11 protein-coding genes are annotated in these 17,724 nt (G+C 68.0%); all 11 read left to right on the top strand.

Annotation, left to right across the window (positions count from 1 at the left end; translation table 11 throughout):
- The 11 genes from GKE56_RS10460 to rpsG all read left to right on the top strand — a co-directional run bounded on the left by GKE56_RS10460 (position 1) and on the right by rpsG (position 17,615).
- On the top strand, positions 1–1,326 hold the full coding sequence (locus GKE56_RS10460; RefSeq protein WP_154684492.1) for an MCE family protein: 1,326 nt from the start codon (positions 1–3) through the stop codon (positions 1,324–1,326).
- Positions 1,323–2,351 (top strand): MCE family protein, encoded by a 1,029-nt coding sequence (locus GKE56_RS10455; protein WP_154684491.1) that lies wholly within the window; start codon positions 1,323–1,325, stop codon positions 2,349–2,351. The genes GKE56_RS10460 and GKE56_RS10455 overlap by 4 nt, the downstream gene beginning before the upstream one ends.
- Complete coding sequence (locus tag GKE56_RS17490) at positions 2,348–4,558, top strand: MCE family protein (protein WP_230208899.1); 2,211 nt, start codon at positions 2,348–2,350, stop codon at positions 4,556–4,558. The genes GKE56_RS10455 and GKE56_RS17490 overlap by 4 nt, the downstream gene beginning before the upstream one ends.
- A complete protein-coding gene (locus tag GKE56_RS10440) occupies positions 4,555–5,820 on the top strand; it encodes an MCE family protein (protein ID WP_230208898.1) in 1,266 nt (421 codons plus the stop codon). The genes GKE56_RS17490 and GKE56_RS10440 overlap by 4 nt, the downstream gene beginning before the upstream one ends.
- Positions 5,817–7,088: an MCE family protein gene (locus tag GKE56_RS10435; protein ID WP_154684489.1), complete on the top strand. Its 1,272-nt coding sequence runs from the start codon at positions 5,817–5,819 to the stop codon at positions 7,086–7,088. Before GKE56_RS10440 ends, GKE56_RS10435 begins: the two co-directional genes overlap by 4 nt.
- Positions 7,085–7,705: a hypothetical protein gene (locus tag GKE56_RS10430; RefSeq protein WP_154684488.1), complete on the top strand. Its 621-nt coding sequence runs from the start codon at positions 7,085–7,087 to the stop codon at positions 7,703–7,705. The genes GKE56_RS10435 and GKE56_RS10430 overlap by 4 nt, the downstream gene beginning before the upstream one ends.
- Positions 7,702–8,418 (top strand): hypothetical protein, encoded by a 717-nt coding sequence (locus GKE56_RS10425; RefSeq protein WP_154684487.1) that lies wholly within the window; start codon positions 7,702–7,704, stop codon positions 8,416–8,418. The genes GKE56_RS10430 and GKE56_RS10425 overlap by 4 nt, the downstream gene beginning before the upstream one ends.
- A 379-nt stretch (positions 8,419–8,797) precedes the next feature.
- Entirely contained in the window at positions 8,798–12,274 is a 3,477-nt protein-coding gene (rpoB, locus tag GKE56_RS10420) for a DNA-directed RNA polymerase subunit beta (protein WP_154684486.1), read from the top strand.
- Positions 12,275–12,379: 105 nt separating this feature from the next.
- Positions 12,380–16,258: a DNA-directed RNA polymerase subunit beta' gene (locus GKE56_RS10415; RefSeq protein ID WP_154684485.1), complete on the top strand. Its 3,879-nt coding sequence runs from the start codon at positions 12,380–12,382 to the stop codon at positions 16,256–16,258.
- 512 nt (positions 16,259–16,770) lie between these two features.
- Entirely contained in the window at positions 16,771–17,145 is a 375-nt protein-coding gene (gene rpsL / locus GKE56_RS10410; RefSeq protein WP_056883290.1) for a 30S ribosomal protein S12, read from the top strand.
- Entirely contained in the window at positions 17,145–17,615 is a 471-nt protein-coding gene (gene rpsG, locus GKE56_RS10405) for a 30S ribosomal protein S7 (RefSeq protein WP_154684484.1), read from the top strand. Before rpsL ends, rpsG begins: the two co-directional genes overlap by 1 nt.
- Positions 17,616–17,724: the final 109 nt, after the last annotated feature.

Below are 17,724 nucleotides of genomic sequence, written 5' to 3'. Positions count from 1 at the left end.
ATGGCACAGGGAAGTACCGGCTTCATGTCTCGGTTCGGCAACCACGCCTATGGCGTGGGGTTCATCGCTGTCGTCGCGCTGCTCCTGGGGCTGTCGGTCGCGATGTTCCAGAAGAGGTTCACCGATGTCGTGATGGTCAACCTGCTCACCGACCGCGTCGGGTCGCAGCTGCAGACCTCCTCCGACGTCAAGCTGCGGGGGTTGATCGTCGGTGAGGTGCGCTCGATCCAGACGACCGGCAACGGCGCCAGGCTCGAGCTCGCCCTGCAGCCGGAGATGGTGGGCCTGATCCCGGCGGATGTGACGGCGCGGTTGTTGCCGAAGACGTTGTTCGGTGAGCGGTTCGTGGATCTGGTGTCGCCGGAGGCGGGTCGTGCTGGGGTGGGGCACATCGTGGCGGGGGCGACGATCGGTCAGGATCGGACGTCGGTGGCGATCGAGCTGGAGAAGGTGTTTGCGGACCTGTTGCCGTTGTTGCGCACGGTGCGGCCGGAGAAACTGGCGGCGACGTTGAATGCGTTGGCGTCGGCGTTGGATGGTCGCGGGACCCGGCTGGGTCAGAACCTGGTGTTGGTTGACTCGTATTTCAAGGCGTTGAACCCGAAGATGCCGGTGATCCAGGCGGATATCTCGGGGTTGGCGGATCTGGCGTCGACGTATGCGGTGGCGGCGCCGGCGTTGGTGCGGGCGGCGACGAACTTGATCACGACGAATACGACGATCGTGCAGCGTAAGGATGCGCTGGCGGGGTTCTTGGCGGGGACGGCGGGTTTTGCGAACACGACGGCGGACTTCTTGGATGCCAATGGTGAGCGGATCATCCAGGTGGGTCGGGTGCAGCGCCCGACGGTGGCGGTGTTCGCGAAGTACTCCCCGGAGTACCCCTGCCTGGCTGCTGCCCTGACGAACTGGATCCCGAGGATCGACAACGCGTGGCGGGGCGACACGTTCCACCTGACCATCGAGACCTCGCCGCAGCGACCCGGCTACCACCCGGGCGAGGAGCCGCGCTGGGGCGACTCGCGAGGGCCGACCTGTTACGGCCTGCCCAACCACTACGGCAGCCAGCAGAACCCGCGGCCGGCCAACCACTTCAACGACGGCACCAACGCCGCGTCGTCCGGCGCGGGCAGCGCCCTGCCGTCGATGTTCGCCGGGCAGTCCGGGCTCGGCATACCCCAGGCGGATGCCGGCCTCGCCGGCACCGAGCAGGAGCAAGCACTCGTCGCCGCGCTGCTGTCCACCGACGGCACGTCGCGCCCGTCGGCGATCACGACCCTGCTCGCCGGGCCGATGCTGCGTGGAACGGTGGTGAGCCAGCAATGAGCACCCGGTCCAGCCTGGTGAGGTTCCTGGTCTTCGTGGCGGCCACGCTGCTCGCGACCGGCACCCTCGCGGCCACGATCGCCAACATCCAGTTCGGCGACAAGGCGACGTACAACGCCGTCTTCACCGATGTCACCGGACTCGCAACCGGCCAGGAGGTCCGCATCGCGGGCGTGCGGGTCGGTGAGGTGACGGGCATCAAGGTCGCCGCCGACCGGGTTCACGCCGACGTGCAGTTCGCGGTGCTCAAGACCAGCGTCCTGACCCAGGGCACCAAGGCGACAATCAAGTACCGCAACCTTGTCGGTGAGCGCTACATCGCCCTCACCCAGGAGGTCGGCAGTGCCACGCCGCTGCGGGACGGCGCCACCATCGGGCTCGACCACACGCAGTCGGCCCTCGACCTCACGGTGCTGTTCAACGGGTTCAAACCCCTGTTCGCCGCCTTGTCTCCCAAGGACGTCAACGAGCTCTCGGGCGAGATCATCAGCGTGCTGCAGGGCGAGGGCGGCAACATCAACTCGCTGCTGGCCACCACCGCCTCGCTCACGTCGACCCTTGCCGACCGCGACGCCGTCATCGGGCGCACGATCACCAACCTCAACACGGTGCTGGGCACCGTCGACGCCCACGACGCGGCGTTCAAGCAGCTCATCGACCAGCTGCAGCGCTTCGTCTCCGGCCTCGCCGCCGACCGCCAGACCATCGGGGCCTCGTTGACGAACATCAACTCGCTGACCGCCCAGACGGCCGACCTGCTCAAGCTCACCCGGCCGAGCATCCAGTCCGATATCGCGAACCTGAGGGCCTTGACCACCACCCTGAACAAGCCGTCCAACACCGCGACCTTCGAGAAGTTCCTGGCGACCTCTCCGGGCAAGATCGACCAGATCACCCGGACGGCGACCTACGGCTCGTGGTTCAACTTCTACATGTGTGACTTCAGCGGCACGATCCAGGTGCCCGCTGGTCCCGCCATCCAGCTGGGCAAGCCCGGCGGACCGACCGCAGCGAGGTGCAAGTGAGTACCCCGTTCCGCGAGCGCAACCCGGTGCCGATCGGTGCGGCCGGCCTGCTCGTCATCGCGCTGATCCTGGTGCTGTCGTTCAACATCTCCAACCTCCCGCTGATCGGTGGGGGCAGCCAGTACCGCGCCGCCTTCACCGAGGCCGGTGGCCTGCTCGCGGGTGACGACGTCAGGATCGCTGGTGTCAAGGTCGGCAAGGTCGAGAGCGTCGACCTCGACGGGAGCCACGTGCAGGTCGCCTTCAAGGTGACCGAGCCCGTCAAGTTCGGCACCGACACGGGCGCCTCGATCCGCATGAAGACCCTGCTCGGGGCGAAGTACCTCGCCCTGGAGCCCGGCGGCTCGGGCCAGCTCCCGGCGGACTCGGAGATCCCGCTCGACCGGACCGTGTCGTCCTACGACATCGTCAACGCCTTCAGCGACCTGACCACGACGACCGAGGACATCAACACCGACGAGCTGGCCAAGTCCCTGACCACGTTGGCCACCACGTTCAAGGACAGCCCGCCCTACGTCAAGGCCGCCCTCAACGGGCTGACCCGCCTGTCGGGGACCATCGCCTCGCGCGACGCCGAGCTCAAGCACCTCCTCGCCTCGGCCAACAAGCGTCTCGGGCACCATCGCGCAGCGCAACAAGGCCATCGAGTCGATCATCAAGGACGCCGACCTGCTCATGGTCGAGCTGAATGCCCGCCGGGACGCCATCCACACGCTCTTCACGAACACCTCGGCCATGGCCCTGCAGATCACGGGTCTGGTGCGCGACAACCGGGCCCAGCTCAAGCCCGCCCTCGACCAGCTCACCAAGGTGCTCGCGGTGTTGCAGAAGCACGAACAGGACCTCAACGACACGATCGTGGCCATGGGGCCGTTCACCAGGCTCTTCGCGAACGTGCTCGGCAACGGCCGCTGGTTCGACTCCTACATCCAGAACCTCACGACGCCCGCCCAGCTGGGAGGACGATGATGGCCCGCCTTCCCAACCTGCCCCGGATGCCGCGCCTCGGGCTGATCCCGAAGCTCGTCGCAGCCCTGGTCGTCGTCGCGCTGGTCGCGGGCGCCTATGCGTTCTGGCCGCGCCACGAGACGATCCAGGTCACCGGTGAGTTCACCCGCGCGGTCGGGCTCTATCCCGGCTCCGACGTCCGGATCCTCGGCGTCCATGTCGGCACCGTCAGCTCGGTCACCCCGATGGGCGACCGGGTCGAGGTGAAGTTCGAGTACGACTCGAAGTACCGCGTGCCGGCCGACGCCAAGGCGGCCGTGGTGGCTCCCTCGCTGGTGAGCGACCGCTACATCCAGCTGCTCCCGGCATACACCGCGGGACCGGTGATGAAGTCGGGTGCCCGGATCGGGCTCGACCACACGGCGGTCCCGGTCGAGCTGGACCGGATCTCGCAGAGCCTCGACCAGCTCCTCGTCGCGCTGGGTCCGACCGGAGCCAACAAGAACGGTGCCTTCCAGGACCTGCTCCACACGGGCGCGAAGAACCTCGCGGGCCAGGGCCAGAACCTCCACGACACCAACCACAACCTGTCGCTCGCCCTGCAGACCCTCTCGGGCGGCCGCAACGACTTGTTCGGCACGGTCAAGAACCTCCAGGTCTTCACGAGCATGCTCGCGACCAACGACACGCAGGTCCGTCGCCTCAACTCCGACCTGGCCAACGTCTCGGTCCAGCTCGACGGTGAGCGCGGGGACCTGGCCGCGGCGCTGAAGAACCTGGCGATCGCGCTCAGCGAGGTCTCGTCCTTCGTCCACGACAACCGCGCTGGGCTGACGACCAACCTGCACCAGCTCGCCAGCGTCACCGGCACCGTCGCCAAGCAGCGCGACGCGCTCGCCGAGGCGCTGACCAACGCCCCGGTCGCGCTGAGCAACCTGCAGAACGCGTACAACCCCAAGACGGGCACGCTCGACACCCGGTCGAACGTCAACGAGAACCTCCAGACCAAGACCATGCTGTGCAACCTCATCGTTGCCAGCGGGCAGCCGTCGTCCCTGTGCAAGACCGTCGACGGTGCGCTCAAGCCGGTCACCGACCTCCTGGGCCAGCTCCAGGGCGGCGGCGTGAAGCTGCCCGTCAACCTGCTCTCCGCGGTGCCCCAGGGCGACGCGTCCTCGACCCAGCCCGACGGCACCACGACCGTGCAGATGCGCGGCGCGGATCCGACCTTGGGCGGATTGCTGAAGGTGGCCCAGTGAGTGCCGTGACTGACCGGACTGGCCGGATGCCGCGGGCCGGCCGGCTCGTGGCTGGGCTGGCCGCGGTGGCGGCCCTGCTCGCCACGAGCGGGTGTCAGGGCGCGTTCGACCTCCCGTTGCCCGGCGGGGCGGCCCAGCGGGGGGACATCATCCGCGTCACGGCCGAGTTCGCCGACGTCCTCGACCTGGTGCCGCAGTCCGCGGTCAAGGTCGACCAGGTGACGGTCGGTTCGGTGGAGAGCATCGAGCTCAACGGCTGGACCGCCAGGGTCACCATGCGGTTGCCCCGGAGCGTGAAGCTGCCCGACAACGCGATCGCCGACATCAAGCAGACATCCCTGTTGGGTGAGAAGTACATCGAGCTCTCGCCACCGCCGGCCAGCGCTCCGCAGGGTCAGCTCGCCGACGGCGACAACATCCCGATCGAGCACACCGGACGCAACCCCGAGGTCGAGGAAGTCCTGTCGGCGATGTCGCTGCTCCTCAACGGGGGTGGGGTGGCCCAGCTCAAGATCATCGAGACCGAGCTCAACAACGCGATGCACGGCAACGAGCCGCAGATCCGCGACGTCATCAAGCAGCTCGACACGTTCGTGAGCGGGCTCGACAAGCAGAAGAGCGAGATCGTCCGGGCGATCGACAACATCGACAAGCTGTCCGCGAAGCTCGCGGCGCAGAAGGACGACCTGGCCAGGGCCATCGAGGCCATGCCCGGGGGCCTCAAGGTCCTCGCCGACCAGCGCCACCAGCTGGTCGCGATGCTCCAGGCCCTGAGCCGACTCGGGTCGGTCGGCACCCACGTGATCGTGCAGAGCAAGGCTGACACCGCCGCCAACCTCGCGGCGCTCAAGCCGATCCTCGGCGAGCTGACCGCCGCCGGCGACAACCTCCCCAAGTCCATGCAGCTGCTGCTGACCTACCCCTTCTCCGACGGCACGCTCGGCGCGATGAAGGGCGACTACACCAACATGACGGCGAACCTCCAGCTCGACCTACGCGACCCGAAGGCGCTGGTCGGCAGCCTCGGAGGGCCGACCAGCCCGCCGAGTGGTGGCGGCCTGCCGACCGGCGGCCTGCCGAGCCTGCCCGTCCCGGGGTTGCCGTCGGTTCCGGCGCCCCCGTCGCTGCCCGGCGTGCCGGTGCCGAGCTCGACCACCGGCAGCTGTGGCCTGCCGATCTGCCCGCTGGGAGCCCCGCAGCCCCAGTCCGGCTCGGGGTCCTCAGATGGCTCGTGGCGCTCGCTCTACGGAGGTGACGCATGATCCGCCGCTCCGTGAAGGTCCAGTTGGGCGTCTTCCTCCTGATCACGCTGCTCACCGTGTCGGTGCTGTCGGCCAAGTACGTCGGCCTCTACGACCGCTTCGCCGGTGGCCAGATCCACGTCAGCGCGGACTTCGCCCAGTCCGGCGGGGTCTTCGTCGGCTCCGAGGTGACCTACCGCGGGGTCACCGTCGGGCGCGTCGACGGGCTGCGCCTGTCCAAGGACGGCGTCATCGTCGACGCCAAGCTCGAGCGCGGCACCCAGATCCCCAAGGACACGAAGGTCGTCGTGGAGAACCGCTCGGCCGTCGGCGAGCAGTACCTCGACTTCCAGCCGCGCGGTGCCGGCGGGCCGGACCTCAAGGACGGCGACACGATCCCGCGCCAGGACACGGCCTACCCGCTGCGGGTCGACACCCTGCTGCTCCACCTCGACCAGACCGTGAACTCGGTCGACCACGGCGACCTGCAGACGGTGGTCGACGAGCTGGGACTCGCCTTCGGCGACGGTGGCGGCGACCTGCAGCGCCTGCTCGACAGCGGCGATGCCCTGACCAAGTCCGCCACCGAGGCGCTCCCGCAGACCATCAAGCTCATCGACGACGGCCGGATCGTGCTCGACACCCAGCGCGCCACGTCCGGGCAGGTCAAGACGTTCGCGACGAACTTCGCCGACCTCACCGCCACGCTCAAGACCTCCGACCCCGACCTGCGGCTGATCCTCGACCGCGGCGCTGTGGCCTCCCAGGAGCTGCAGGCCCTGATCCGCGACAACCAGGGCAACCTGGCGGCCCTGGTCGCGAACCTCATCACCATCGGTCAGGTCACGACCTCCCGGGTCGACGGGATCCAGCAGCTGTTGGTGACCTACCCCGACGTCGTGGCCGGCGGGTACACCGTCGTCCCGAACGACGGCTCGGCGCACTTCGGGCTCGCCATGGCCCAGAGCCCGCCGGTCTGCACCCAGGGCTATGGCGGCACGGTCAAGCGCAACCCCCAGGACACCAGCCCGGCCAGGACCAACACGGCCGCGCGGTGCACCCTGCCTCGCGGCTCGGCGAGTAGTGTGCGAGGCGCGCAGAACGCCCCGGGCCCCTCTGGCAGCCCCAACGCCACGATGCCCCTGGCTTTCGGTGACCAGCCCGTATCCCCGGGCATGGCAGCTTCGTTGGGCATGACAACGCCGCAGGTGTCGGTCCCCTTGCCTCCCTCGGGAGGTGCGGGTAGCGACTCCTCGTGGCTGTGGATCATGAAGGAGGCTGCTCGATGAGCACGACCACCACCCACGCCGGGCGGGCGGTGAAGGCACAGGAAGGCATGGCGCATACCCCCGTGGCTACCGATGCCGCAGAGTCCCCCCAGAACCCACCGGCCCCACCAGCCCCATCGGGGTCGGGGCGCCCCACGGTCGCCCTACGGATCACCCCGAGGCTGCTGTGGGTGCTGGTCGCGCTCGCCCTCGTGGCTTCCCTCGCCCTGGGTGCCACCCGCGGCCGGGAGTGGTATGCCGCGCGGCAGACCGAGCAGGCCAACTCGGCGGCCCTGGCCGCCGCCAAGCAGCTCGCGATCAACTTCGTCACGGTGGACTACACCAAGGTCGACGAGGACATCGCCCGCGTCAGGGCCGGAGCCACCGGCGACTTCCTGAAGAGCTACACGACCTCGGTCGCGGACCTCAAGAAGGTCCTGGTCACCAACCAGACCGTGTCGACCGTGGGTCGCACCGAGGCGGCGCTGGTCTCGGGCGACCGGGACTCCGCGGTCGTGCTGGTCGGCGTGGTCGCGCCGACGAAGAACACTGCCGTGCCCAACGGGGGAGACCAAGACCTACCGGATGCGGCTGCAGCTGCGCCTGGTCGGCGAGGCGTGGAAGGTGGAGAACCTTGAGTTCGTCGGCTAACCGTCCTCGGCGCCCCGTCGCGGGGGAGCGGGCCCGCACGCGTCCCACCGCTACCTCCACCGCGCCCCCCACGGCGCCGCCCACCGCGCCCCCCACCGCGCCCCCCACCGCAACGCGGGCCTCTCTGGCCGCGCGCGCGGCGGGGATCGCCAGGGGAGCCGCAGGCCTGTTCGCCCGGTCCGGTGACGGCGCGGCCGCTGCTTCCGCCTCGCCCGACGCCGTCGGCCGGCGCCGCTGGATCGCCCCGGTCGCGGCCCTGGTGGCCAGCCTCGCCGTGCTCGGGGTGCTGCTGGGGATCAGCCTGCGCGACCCCGGTGAGCAGGCGCGCGCCGACCGCGCTGCGGCCAGTGCTGCCCAGGCGTCCGTGGAGCAGATGCTCAGCTACAACTACAAGACGATCGACGCCCAGGCCGCCCAGATCGAGACCCTGCTGACCGGCCCGTTCAAGGCCGAGTTCACCTCGGCCATGGACAAGGACATCAAGCCCCTGGCGGTGAAGAACCAGACCGTGGTGCAGGCCAAGGTCTCCGACGTGGGTGTGATGAGCTCGACGCCGACGACCGTGCGGGTCCTCGCCTTCGTCAACCAGGCGCGGGTGGGTGCGGACCAGACGACCCCCGCAGTCGACCAGAACCGCGTGATCGCCACCATGTCCAAGGTGGGCGACCGCTGGTTGATCAGCAAGGTCGAGGCCTTCTAGCTCGTCGGCCGCCTCGCCTGCCGCCGGGCCGGACCCACCTCGGGATGGCGCCACGCGGGCGGGGCACCTTGACGCGGGGCTCGCAGGGCGTCATTCTCGTCTGCGTCGAACTCACCCGAGGCTTGCGGCCCCGGACCTGACCCCCGTAGACAGCCACGGCGCGAGCCCGTTGGACACGGTTGGACGACCCTGCCCTTCTGCGTGTATGCTCTTCCTTTGCGCTGCCCTCTGTCGTCGACCCCCTCTGAGACCTCCGCCCTTCGTCGTGCCCTCAGGCACGGATTTCGGCCGGTTCCAGGCGAGGCCGCTGGCCGTCGGTGGTCGCGACTTCGGTTTCGAACCATCAGTTTCACAGACAGGCCCGTGGAAGGACCCCTCCTTGGCTGCCTCGCGCAACGCGACTCAGACTGTGTCCACCGCACGGACGGCCTCCGGCCGTCTGTCGTTCGCGAAGATCCGCGAACCCCTCGAGGTCCCCGACCTCTTGGCGCTGCAAACGGAAAGCTTCGACTGGCTGCTCGGTAACGAGCGCTGGCAGGCCCGTGTTGCAGCCGCCAAGGCGGAGGGTCGGGGGGATGTGCCGGATCGCTCCGGCCTCGAGGAGATCTTCGAGGAAATTTCCCCCATCGAGGACTTCAGTGGCTCCATGTCGCTGTCGTTCCGCGACCACCGCTTCGAGGACGTCAAGTACTCCATCGAGGACTGCAAGGAGCGCGACCAGACCTACTCCGCGCCCCTGTTCGTCACCGCGGAGTTCATGAACACCACGACCGGTGAGATCAAGAGCCAGACCGTGTTCATGGGCGACTTCCCGCTCATGACCGAGCGTGGCACCTTCGTCATCAACGGCACCGAGCGCGTCGTCGTCTCCCAGCTGGTCCGCAGCCCGGGCGTCTACTTCGAGCGCACGCCCGACAAGACCTCCGACAAGGACGTCTACACCGCCAAGGTCATCCCGAGCCGCGGTGCGTGGCTCGAGTTCGAGATCGACAAGCGTGACATGGTCGGCGTCCGTGTCGACCGCAAGCGCAAGCAGTCGGTCACGGTGCTGCTCAAGGCCCTCGGCATGACCGAGGCAGAGATCCTCGAGGAGTTCGGCGACTACGAGTCGATGCGCCTGACCCTGGAGAAGGACCACACGGCCGGCCAGGACGACGCGCTGCTCGACATCTACCGCAAGCTGCGCCCGGGCGAACCGCCGACCCGCGAGGCTGCCCAGACCCTCCTGGACAACCTGTACTTCAACCCCAAGCGCTACGACCTCGCCAAGGTTGGCCGCTACAAGATCGACCGCAAGCTGGGCGTCGCCGCCGAGCTGGCCGACTCGGTCCTGTCGGTGGACGACATCGTCGCGACGATCAAGTACATCGTCGCGCTGCACGCTGGCGAGCTGACGCTCTCGGGCAAGAACGGCCAGGACGTGCCGGTCGAGGTCGATGACATCGACCACTTCGGCAACCGCCGCCTGCGCAACGTCGGCGAGCTCATCCAGAACCAGGTCCGCACCGGTCTGTCCCGCATGGAGCGCGTCGTCCGCGAGCGCATGACCACGCAGGACGTCGAGGCGATCACCCCGCAGACCCTGATCAACATCCGCCCGGTGGTGGCCTCGATCAAGGAGTTCTTCGGCACCTCGCAGCTGTCGCAGTTCATGGACCAGAACAACCCGCTGGCCGGGCTGACGCACAAGCGGCGTCTGTCTGCGCTGGGCCCGGGTGGTCTGTCCCGTGACCGCGCCGGCATGGAGGTCCGTGACGTCCACCCGTCGCACTACGGCCGCATGTGCCCGATCGAGACCCCCGAGGGTCCCAACATCGGTCTGATCGGTTCGCTCGCCTCCTACGGCCGGATCAACGCGTTCGGCTTCATCGAGACGCCGTACCGCAAGGTCGTCAAGGGCACCGTCACCGACGAGATCCACTACCTCTCGGCTGACGAGGAGGACCGCCACGTCATCGCGCAGGCCAACGCCGTCATCAACGCCGACGGCCTGTTCACCGAGGACCGCGTCCTCGTCCGCACCAAGGGTGGCGAGGTCGACTACATCCCCGGTGAGGACGTCGACTACATGGACGTCTCGCCGCGCCAGATGGTCTCGGCCGCGACCGCGCTGATCCCCTTCCTCGAGCACGATGACGCCAACCGTGCGCTCATGGGCTCCAACATGCAGCGCCAGGCGGTGCCGCTGGTGAAGTCCGAGGCTCCGCTCGTCGGCACCGGCATGGAGTACCGCGCCGCCCTCGACTCGGGCGACGTCGTCCGGGCCGAGACCGCTGGTGTGGTCACCGAGGTCTCTGCCGACCTCGTGACCGTGGCCGGCGACGACGGCTCGACACGCACCTACCGGATCGCCAAGTTCGCGCGCTCCAACCAGGGCACGTCCTACAACCAGGTCGTTGTCGTCAACGAGGGTGACCGGGTCGAGGCCGGCGGCGTCATCGCCGACGGACCCGCGACCGATGGTGGCGAGATGGCCCTGGGTCGCAACCTGCTCGTGGCGTTCATGCCGTGGGAGGGCCACAACTACGAGGACGCGATCATCCTCAGCCAGCGGTTGGTGCAGGACGACGTCCTCTCCTCGATCCACATCGAGGAGCACGAGGTCGACGCCCGCGACACCAAGCTCGGGCCCGAGGAGATCACCCGGGACATCCCGAACGTCTCCGAGGAGGTCCTGGCCGACCTCGACGAGCGCGGCATCATCCGCATCGGTGCCGAGGTCCGCGACGGCGACCTGCTGGTCGGCAAGGTCACGCCCAAGGGTGAGACCGAGCTGACCCCGGAGGAGCGCCTGCTGCGCGCCATCTTCGGTGAGAAGGCCCGTGAGGTCCGCGACACCTCGCTCAAGGTGCCCCACGGCGAGACCGGCACGGTCATCGGCGTCAAGGTGTTCGACAAGGACGAAGGCGACGACCTGCCCCCGGGCGTCAACCAGCTTGTCCGCGTCTACGTCGCCAACAAGCGCAAGATCACCGATGGTGACAAGCTCGCCGGCCGTCACGGCAACAAGGGCGTCATCTCCAAGATCCTGCCCGTCGAGGACATGCCGTTCCTCGAGGACGGCACCCCTGTGGACGTCGTGCTCAACCCGCTCGGTGTTCCCGGCCGTATGAACGTCGGCCAGATCCTCGAGCTCCACCTCGGGTGGGCGGCGAGCCGCGGTTGGGAGATCGCCGGCAACCCGGACTGGGCCAAGCTGATCCCCGAGGACGCGCGTTCGGCCCCGGCCGGCACGCGAGTCGCCTCGCCGGTGTTCGACGGTGTGCGCGAGGACGAGATCGTGGGTCTGCTGGACTCCACGACCAAGACCCGCGACGACGTGCGTCTCATCGACGGCTCCGGCAAGTCCCGGCTCTTCGACGGCCGCTCCGGTGAGCCGTTCCCCGAGCCGGTGTCGGTGGGCTACATGTACATCCTCAAGCTGCACCACCTCGTGGACGACAAGATCCACGCGCGCAGCACGGGTCCGTACTCGATGATCACCCAGCAGCCGCTTGGCGGTAAGGCCCAGTTCGGTGGCCAGCGCTTCGGTGAGATGGAGGTCTGGGCCCTCGAGGCGTACGGCGCGGCTTACGCGCTGCAGGAGCTGCTCACCATCAAGTCCGACGACGTGCAGGGCCGCGTGAAGGTCTACGAGGCCATCGTCAAGGGCGACAACATCCCCGAGCCGGGCATCCCCGAGTCCTTCAAGGTGCTCATCAAGGAGATGCAGTCGTTGTGCCTCAACGTCGAGGTCCTCTCCAGCGACGGCACATCGATCGAGCTGAAGGAGTCCGACGAGGACGTCTTCCGCGCCGCCGAAGAGCTCGGCATTGACCTGTCTCGGCGCGAGCCGAGCAGCGTCGAAGAGGTCTGATGCGGTGAGGTATGCCGCGTGGCCCGGCCACGCGGCATACCTCCCTCCACGGCCCATCCGATCAGACCACTTCAGTTTTTATAGAGACACGAGAGAAGGAACCACGTGCTCGACGTCAACTTCTTCGACGAGTTGCGCATCGGCCTGGCCACTGCGGAGGACATCCGCCAGTGGAGCCATGGTGAGGTCAAGAAGCCTGAAACCATCAACTACCGCACGCTCAAGCCCGAGAAGGAGGGCCTGTTCTGCGAACGCATCTTCGGCCCCACCCGGGACTGGGAGTGCAACTGCGGCAAGTACAAGCGCGTCCGCTTCAAGGGCATCATCTGTGAGCGCTGCGGTGTCGAGGTCACCCGCGCCAAGGTGCGTCGTGAGCGGATGGGCCACATCGAGCTCGCCGCCCCGGTCACCCACATCTGGTACTTCAAGGGCGTCCCGTCGCGCCTGGGCTACCTGCTCGACCTCGCCCCGAAGGACCTCGAGAAGGTCATCTACTTCGCGGCCTACATGATCACCTCGGTCGACGAGGAGCAGCGTCACAAGGACCTGCCTTCGCTCGAGGCCCAGATCGAGGTGGAGCGCAAGGAGCACCAGAACAAGCGCGACGCCGAGATCGAGGCCCGCGCCAAGCGCCTGGAGTCCGACATCGCCGAGCTCGAGGCCGAGGGTGCCAAGGCTGACGCGCGCCGCAAGGTGCGCGAGTCCGCGGACCGCGAGATGAACCAGATCCGCAAGCGCGCCGACCAGCAGATCGAGCGGCTCGAGCAGGTCTGGGACCGGTTCAAGAACCTCAAGGTCCAAGACCTCGAGGGCGACGAGATCCTCTACCGCGAGATGCGGGACCGGTTCGGGCTCTACTTCGAGGGCGGCATGGGCGCTGCGGCGATCCAGAAGCGCCTTGAGGACTTCGACCTGCAGGCCGAGTCCGAGCTGCTCCGCGAGATCATCGCCACCGGCAAGGGCCAGAAGAAGACCCGTGCGCTCAAGCGGCTCAAGGTCGTCACCGCCTTCCAGGCGACGACGAACAAGCCGTCCGGCATGGTGCTCGACGCCGTCCCGGTCATCCCGCCGGACCTGCGCCCGATGGTGCAGCTCGACGGTGGCCGCTTCGCCACGTCCGACCTCAACGACCTCTACCGCCGCGTGATCAACCGCAACAACCGCCTCAAGCGGCTGTTGGACCTCGGCGCGCCGGAGATCATCGTCAACAACGAGAAGCGCATGCTCCAGGAGGCTGTCGACAGCCTCTTCGACAACGGCCGCCGCGGCCGCCCGGTCACGGGTCCCGGCAACCGTCCGCTCAAGTCGCTGTCCGACATGCTCAAGGGCAAGCAGGGCCGGTTCCGCCAGAACCTGCTCGGCAAGCGCGTCGACTACTCCGGCCGTTCGGTCATCGTCGTCGGCCCGCAGCTCAAGCTGCACCAGTGCGGTCTGCCCAAGCAGATGGCGCTCGAGCTGTTCAAGCCGTTCGTGATGAAGCGCCTGGTCGACCTCGACCACGCGCAGAACATCAAGTCGGCCAAGCGCATGGTCGAGCGGGCTCGCCCGGTCGTGTGGGACGTTCTCGAAGAGGTCATCACCGAGCACCCCGTGCTGCTCAACCGCGCGCCCACGCTGCACCGCCTCGGCATCCAGGCGTTCGAGCCCCAGCTCGTCGAGGGCAAGGCCATCCAGATCCACCCGCTCGTCTGCTCGGCCTTCAACGCCGACTTCGACGGTGACCAGATGGCCGTGCACGTGCCGCTGAGCACCGAGGCGCAGGCCGAGGCCCGCATCCTCATGCTCTCGAGCAACAACATCCTCAAGCCGGCCGACGGCCGCCCCGTGACCATGCCCACCCAGGACATGATCATCGGCCTGTTCCACCTCACCTCCGAGGTGGAGAACGGCCGCGGCTCGGGTCGGGCGTTCTCGTCCGTCTCCGAGGCCCGGATGGCGTTCGACTCCGGCGAGCTCGAGCTCGGCAGCAAGGTCAAGATCCGCCTCGTGGACGTCGTGCCGATCCCCGGCACCGTGCTCCCCGAGGGTGTCGAGGCCAACGAGCTCGGCCAGGTGCCGTCGCTCACCGTCGAGACCAGCCTCGGTCGCGCGCTGTTCAACCAGACGCTGCCGGTGGACTACCCCTTCGTCGACGCCCCCGTCGACAAGAAGCGGCTGTCCACGATCGTCAACGACCTGGCCGAGCGGTACAGCAAGGTCCAGGTGGCGGCGAGCCTCGACGCGCTGAAGGAGTATGGCTTCCACTGGGCGACCCGCTCGGGCACCACGGTGGCCATCTCCGACGTCGTGACCCCGCCCCGCAAGGGCGAGATCCTCGAGGGCTACGAGACCAAGGCCACCAAGGTCCAGACCCAGTACGAGCGTGGTCTGATCACCGACGACGAGCGCCGTCAGGAGCTCATCGAGATCTGGACCCAGGCCACCAACGAGGTCGCCAAGGAGATGGAGGCCAACCTCCCGAAGACGAACACCATCTACAAGATGGTGTCCTCGGGTGCGCGTGGTAACTGGATGCAGCTGCGTCAGATCGCCGGTATGCGTGGTCTGGTGTCCAACCCGAAGGGCGACATCATTCCCCGCCCGATCCGCGCGAACTTCCGCGAGGGTCTGTCGGTGCTCGAGTTCTTCATCTCGACGCACGGTTCCCGTAAGGGTCTGGCCGACACCGCGCTGCGTACCGCTGACTCGGGTTACCTCACCCGTCGTCTGGTGGACGTCTCGCAGGACGTCATCATCCGCGAGGACGACTGCGGCACCGAGCGTGGCCTGGTCATGCCGATCGCCCAGAAGATGGCCGACGGCACGCTGGTGGAGCACGACGACGTCGAGACCTCGGTCTACGCCCGCACGCTCGCCGAGGACGTCGTCCTCGACGGTGCGACGCTGGCCGAGGCCGGTATCGACCTCGGTGATGTCGTCATCGACGCGCTCGTCGCTGCTGGAGTCGAGCAGGTCAAGGTCCGTTCGGTCCTCACCTGCGAGTCGCACGTCGGCACCTGTGCCGCGTGCTACGGCCGCTCGTTGGCCACCGGCAAGCTGGTCGACATCGGTGAGGCGGTCGGCATCATCGCCGCACAGTCCATCGGTGAGCCCGGCACCCAGCTGACGATGCGTACCTTCCACACCGGTGGTGTGGCTGGTGACGACATCACGCAGGGTCTGCCCCGTGTGGTCGAGCTGTTCGAGGCCCGCACCCCCAAGGGTGTGTCCCCGATCGCCGAGGCCAGCGGTCGCGTCACCATCGAGGACACCGACAAGACCCGTCGCCTCATGCTCACGCCGGACGACGGCTCCGAGGAGCACGCCTACCCGGTGAGCAAGCGGGCCCGCCTGCTCGTCGCCGACGGTGAGCACGTCGAGGTCGGTCACCAGCTGACGGTCGGTTCCATCGACCCCAAGCAGGTGCTGCGCATCCTCGGGCCGCGTGCGGTCCAGATGCACCTGGTGGACGAGGTCCAGCACGTCTACCGCCAGCAGGGTGTGTCGATCCACGACAAGCACATCGAGGTCATTGTCCGCCAGATGCTGCGGCGCATCACGATCATCGAGTCCGCCGACGCCGACCTGCTCCCGGGTGAGCTGGCCGAGCGCGGTCGCTTCGAGACCGAGAACCGCCGCGTGGTGGCCGAGGGTGGTCGCCCGGCATCGGGTCGCCCCGAGCTGATGGGCATCACCAAGGCGTCGCTGGCCACGGACTCCTGGCTGTCGGCCGCCTCCTTCCAGGAGACGACCCGCGTCCTCACCGAGGCCGCGATGAACGCCAAGTCGGACCCCCTGCTGGGTCTGAAGGAGAACGTCATCCTCGGCAAGCTCATCCCGGCCGGCACGGGTCTCCCGCGCTACCGGAACATCAAGGTGGAGCCGACCGAAGAGGCCAAGGCCGCGATGTACACCATGCCGAGCTACGAGTACGACTACCCCGTGTTCGGCCCCGGGTCCGGCGAGGCCATCCGCCTCGACGACGCGGAGCTGGGCCTGGAGTGACGCACTGACGTCCGACGCACAGCATGACCCGAGGGGGTCGGTCCGGTTCGCCGGTCCGGCCCCCTCAGCCGTCCCCCTGCATCGTGTCCTCGGCACGGGGACGGTCATCGAGCCCCCGTGGCCCGATCGACCGGAAGGCAGGTGGCGGCATACCCGACGGGGCAGCGTTGTTGTGAAGGATGACTACGTCTGCGAAGGCCGAACCGATTTGGTGGCCCACTGTGCAGGCGGTATCTTTGAACACTGTGCCTGAGGTCTGCTCGGGCACGCCGCTGGAGTCGGCACCGATCATCGTCCGCGATCGTCGGCCACCGCAGCCAGCACCACCTCTCGCCGGGCAACCCACCACCGATCCCTGGAGTCCTCAGGATCGCGCGTGGGTGGTGCAGGGGAGAGCGCCACTGACGACACACCCGAGTGCGGGGGTCGGCAGGGGCACCACACCAAGGAGTGCCCGAGCCGGCCGCACCGCGGCCCGAGGGCACCGACAACGACAACGTACGGAGAACAGGTTGCCTACGATCAACCAGCTTGTGCGCAAGGGGCGTCAGGACAAGGTCACCAAGACCAAGACTCCTGCCCTCAAGGGCTCGCCCCAGCGCCGCGGAGTGTGCACGCGCGTGTACACCACCACCCCCAAGAAGCCGAACTCTGCCCTGCGCAAGGTCGCCCGTGTGCGCCTGACCAGCGGCATCGAGGTCACGGCCTACATCCCGGGCGTCGGCCACAACCTGCAGGAGCACTCCATCGTGCTCGTGCGTGGTGGTCGTGTGAAGGACCTGCCCGGTGTGCGTTACAAGATCGTCCGCGGCTCGCTCGACACCCAGGGTGTGAAGAACCGCAAGCAGGCCCGTTCCCGTTACGGCGCGAAGATGGAGAAGAAGTAATGCCTCGCAAGGGACCCGCGCCGAAGCGCCCCCTCGTCGTCGACCCGGTTCACAACTCCCCGCTGGTCACCCAGCTGGTCAACAAGATCCTCCTCGATGGCAAGAAGTCCATCGCCGAGACGATCGTCTACGGCGCCCTCGACGGCGTCAAGGAGAAGACCGGCACCGACCCCGTGGCCACGCTCAAGCGTGCCCTGGACAACATCCGCCCCACCCTCGAGGTCAAGTCCCGCCGTGTCGGTGGCGCGACCTACCAGGTGCCGATCGAGGTCAAGCCCAACCGCGCGACCACGCTGGCCCTGCGCTGGATGGTCGGCTACTCGCGTCAGCGTCGTGAGAAGACCATGACCGAGCGCCTCATGAACGAGATCCTCGACGCCTCCAACGGCCTCGGTGCCGCGGTGAAGCGTCGCGAGGACACCCACAAGATGGCCGAGTCCAACAAGGCCTTCGCGCACTACCGCTGGTAACAGCGCCTCGGTATGCCGCGTGCGCCCCGCGCGCACGCGGCATACCGAGAGCCCGCGCCCGGGAATGCACGCCCGGTCGCGCACGAACAGAACTTCCGCAACGAGCGAG

The organism is Nostocoides sp. HKS02, assembly GCF_009707485.1.
Classification (GTDB): Bacteria; Actinomycetota; Actinomycetes; order Actinomycetales; family Dermatophilaceae; genus Pedococcus.
The sequence above is the reverse complement of the archived record's forward strand: the minus strand, read 5'-3'. Positions and strand labels throughout refer to the sequence as shown.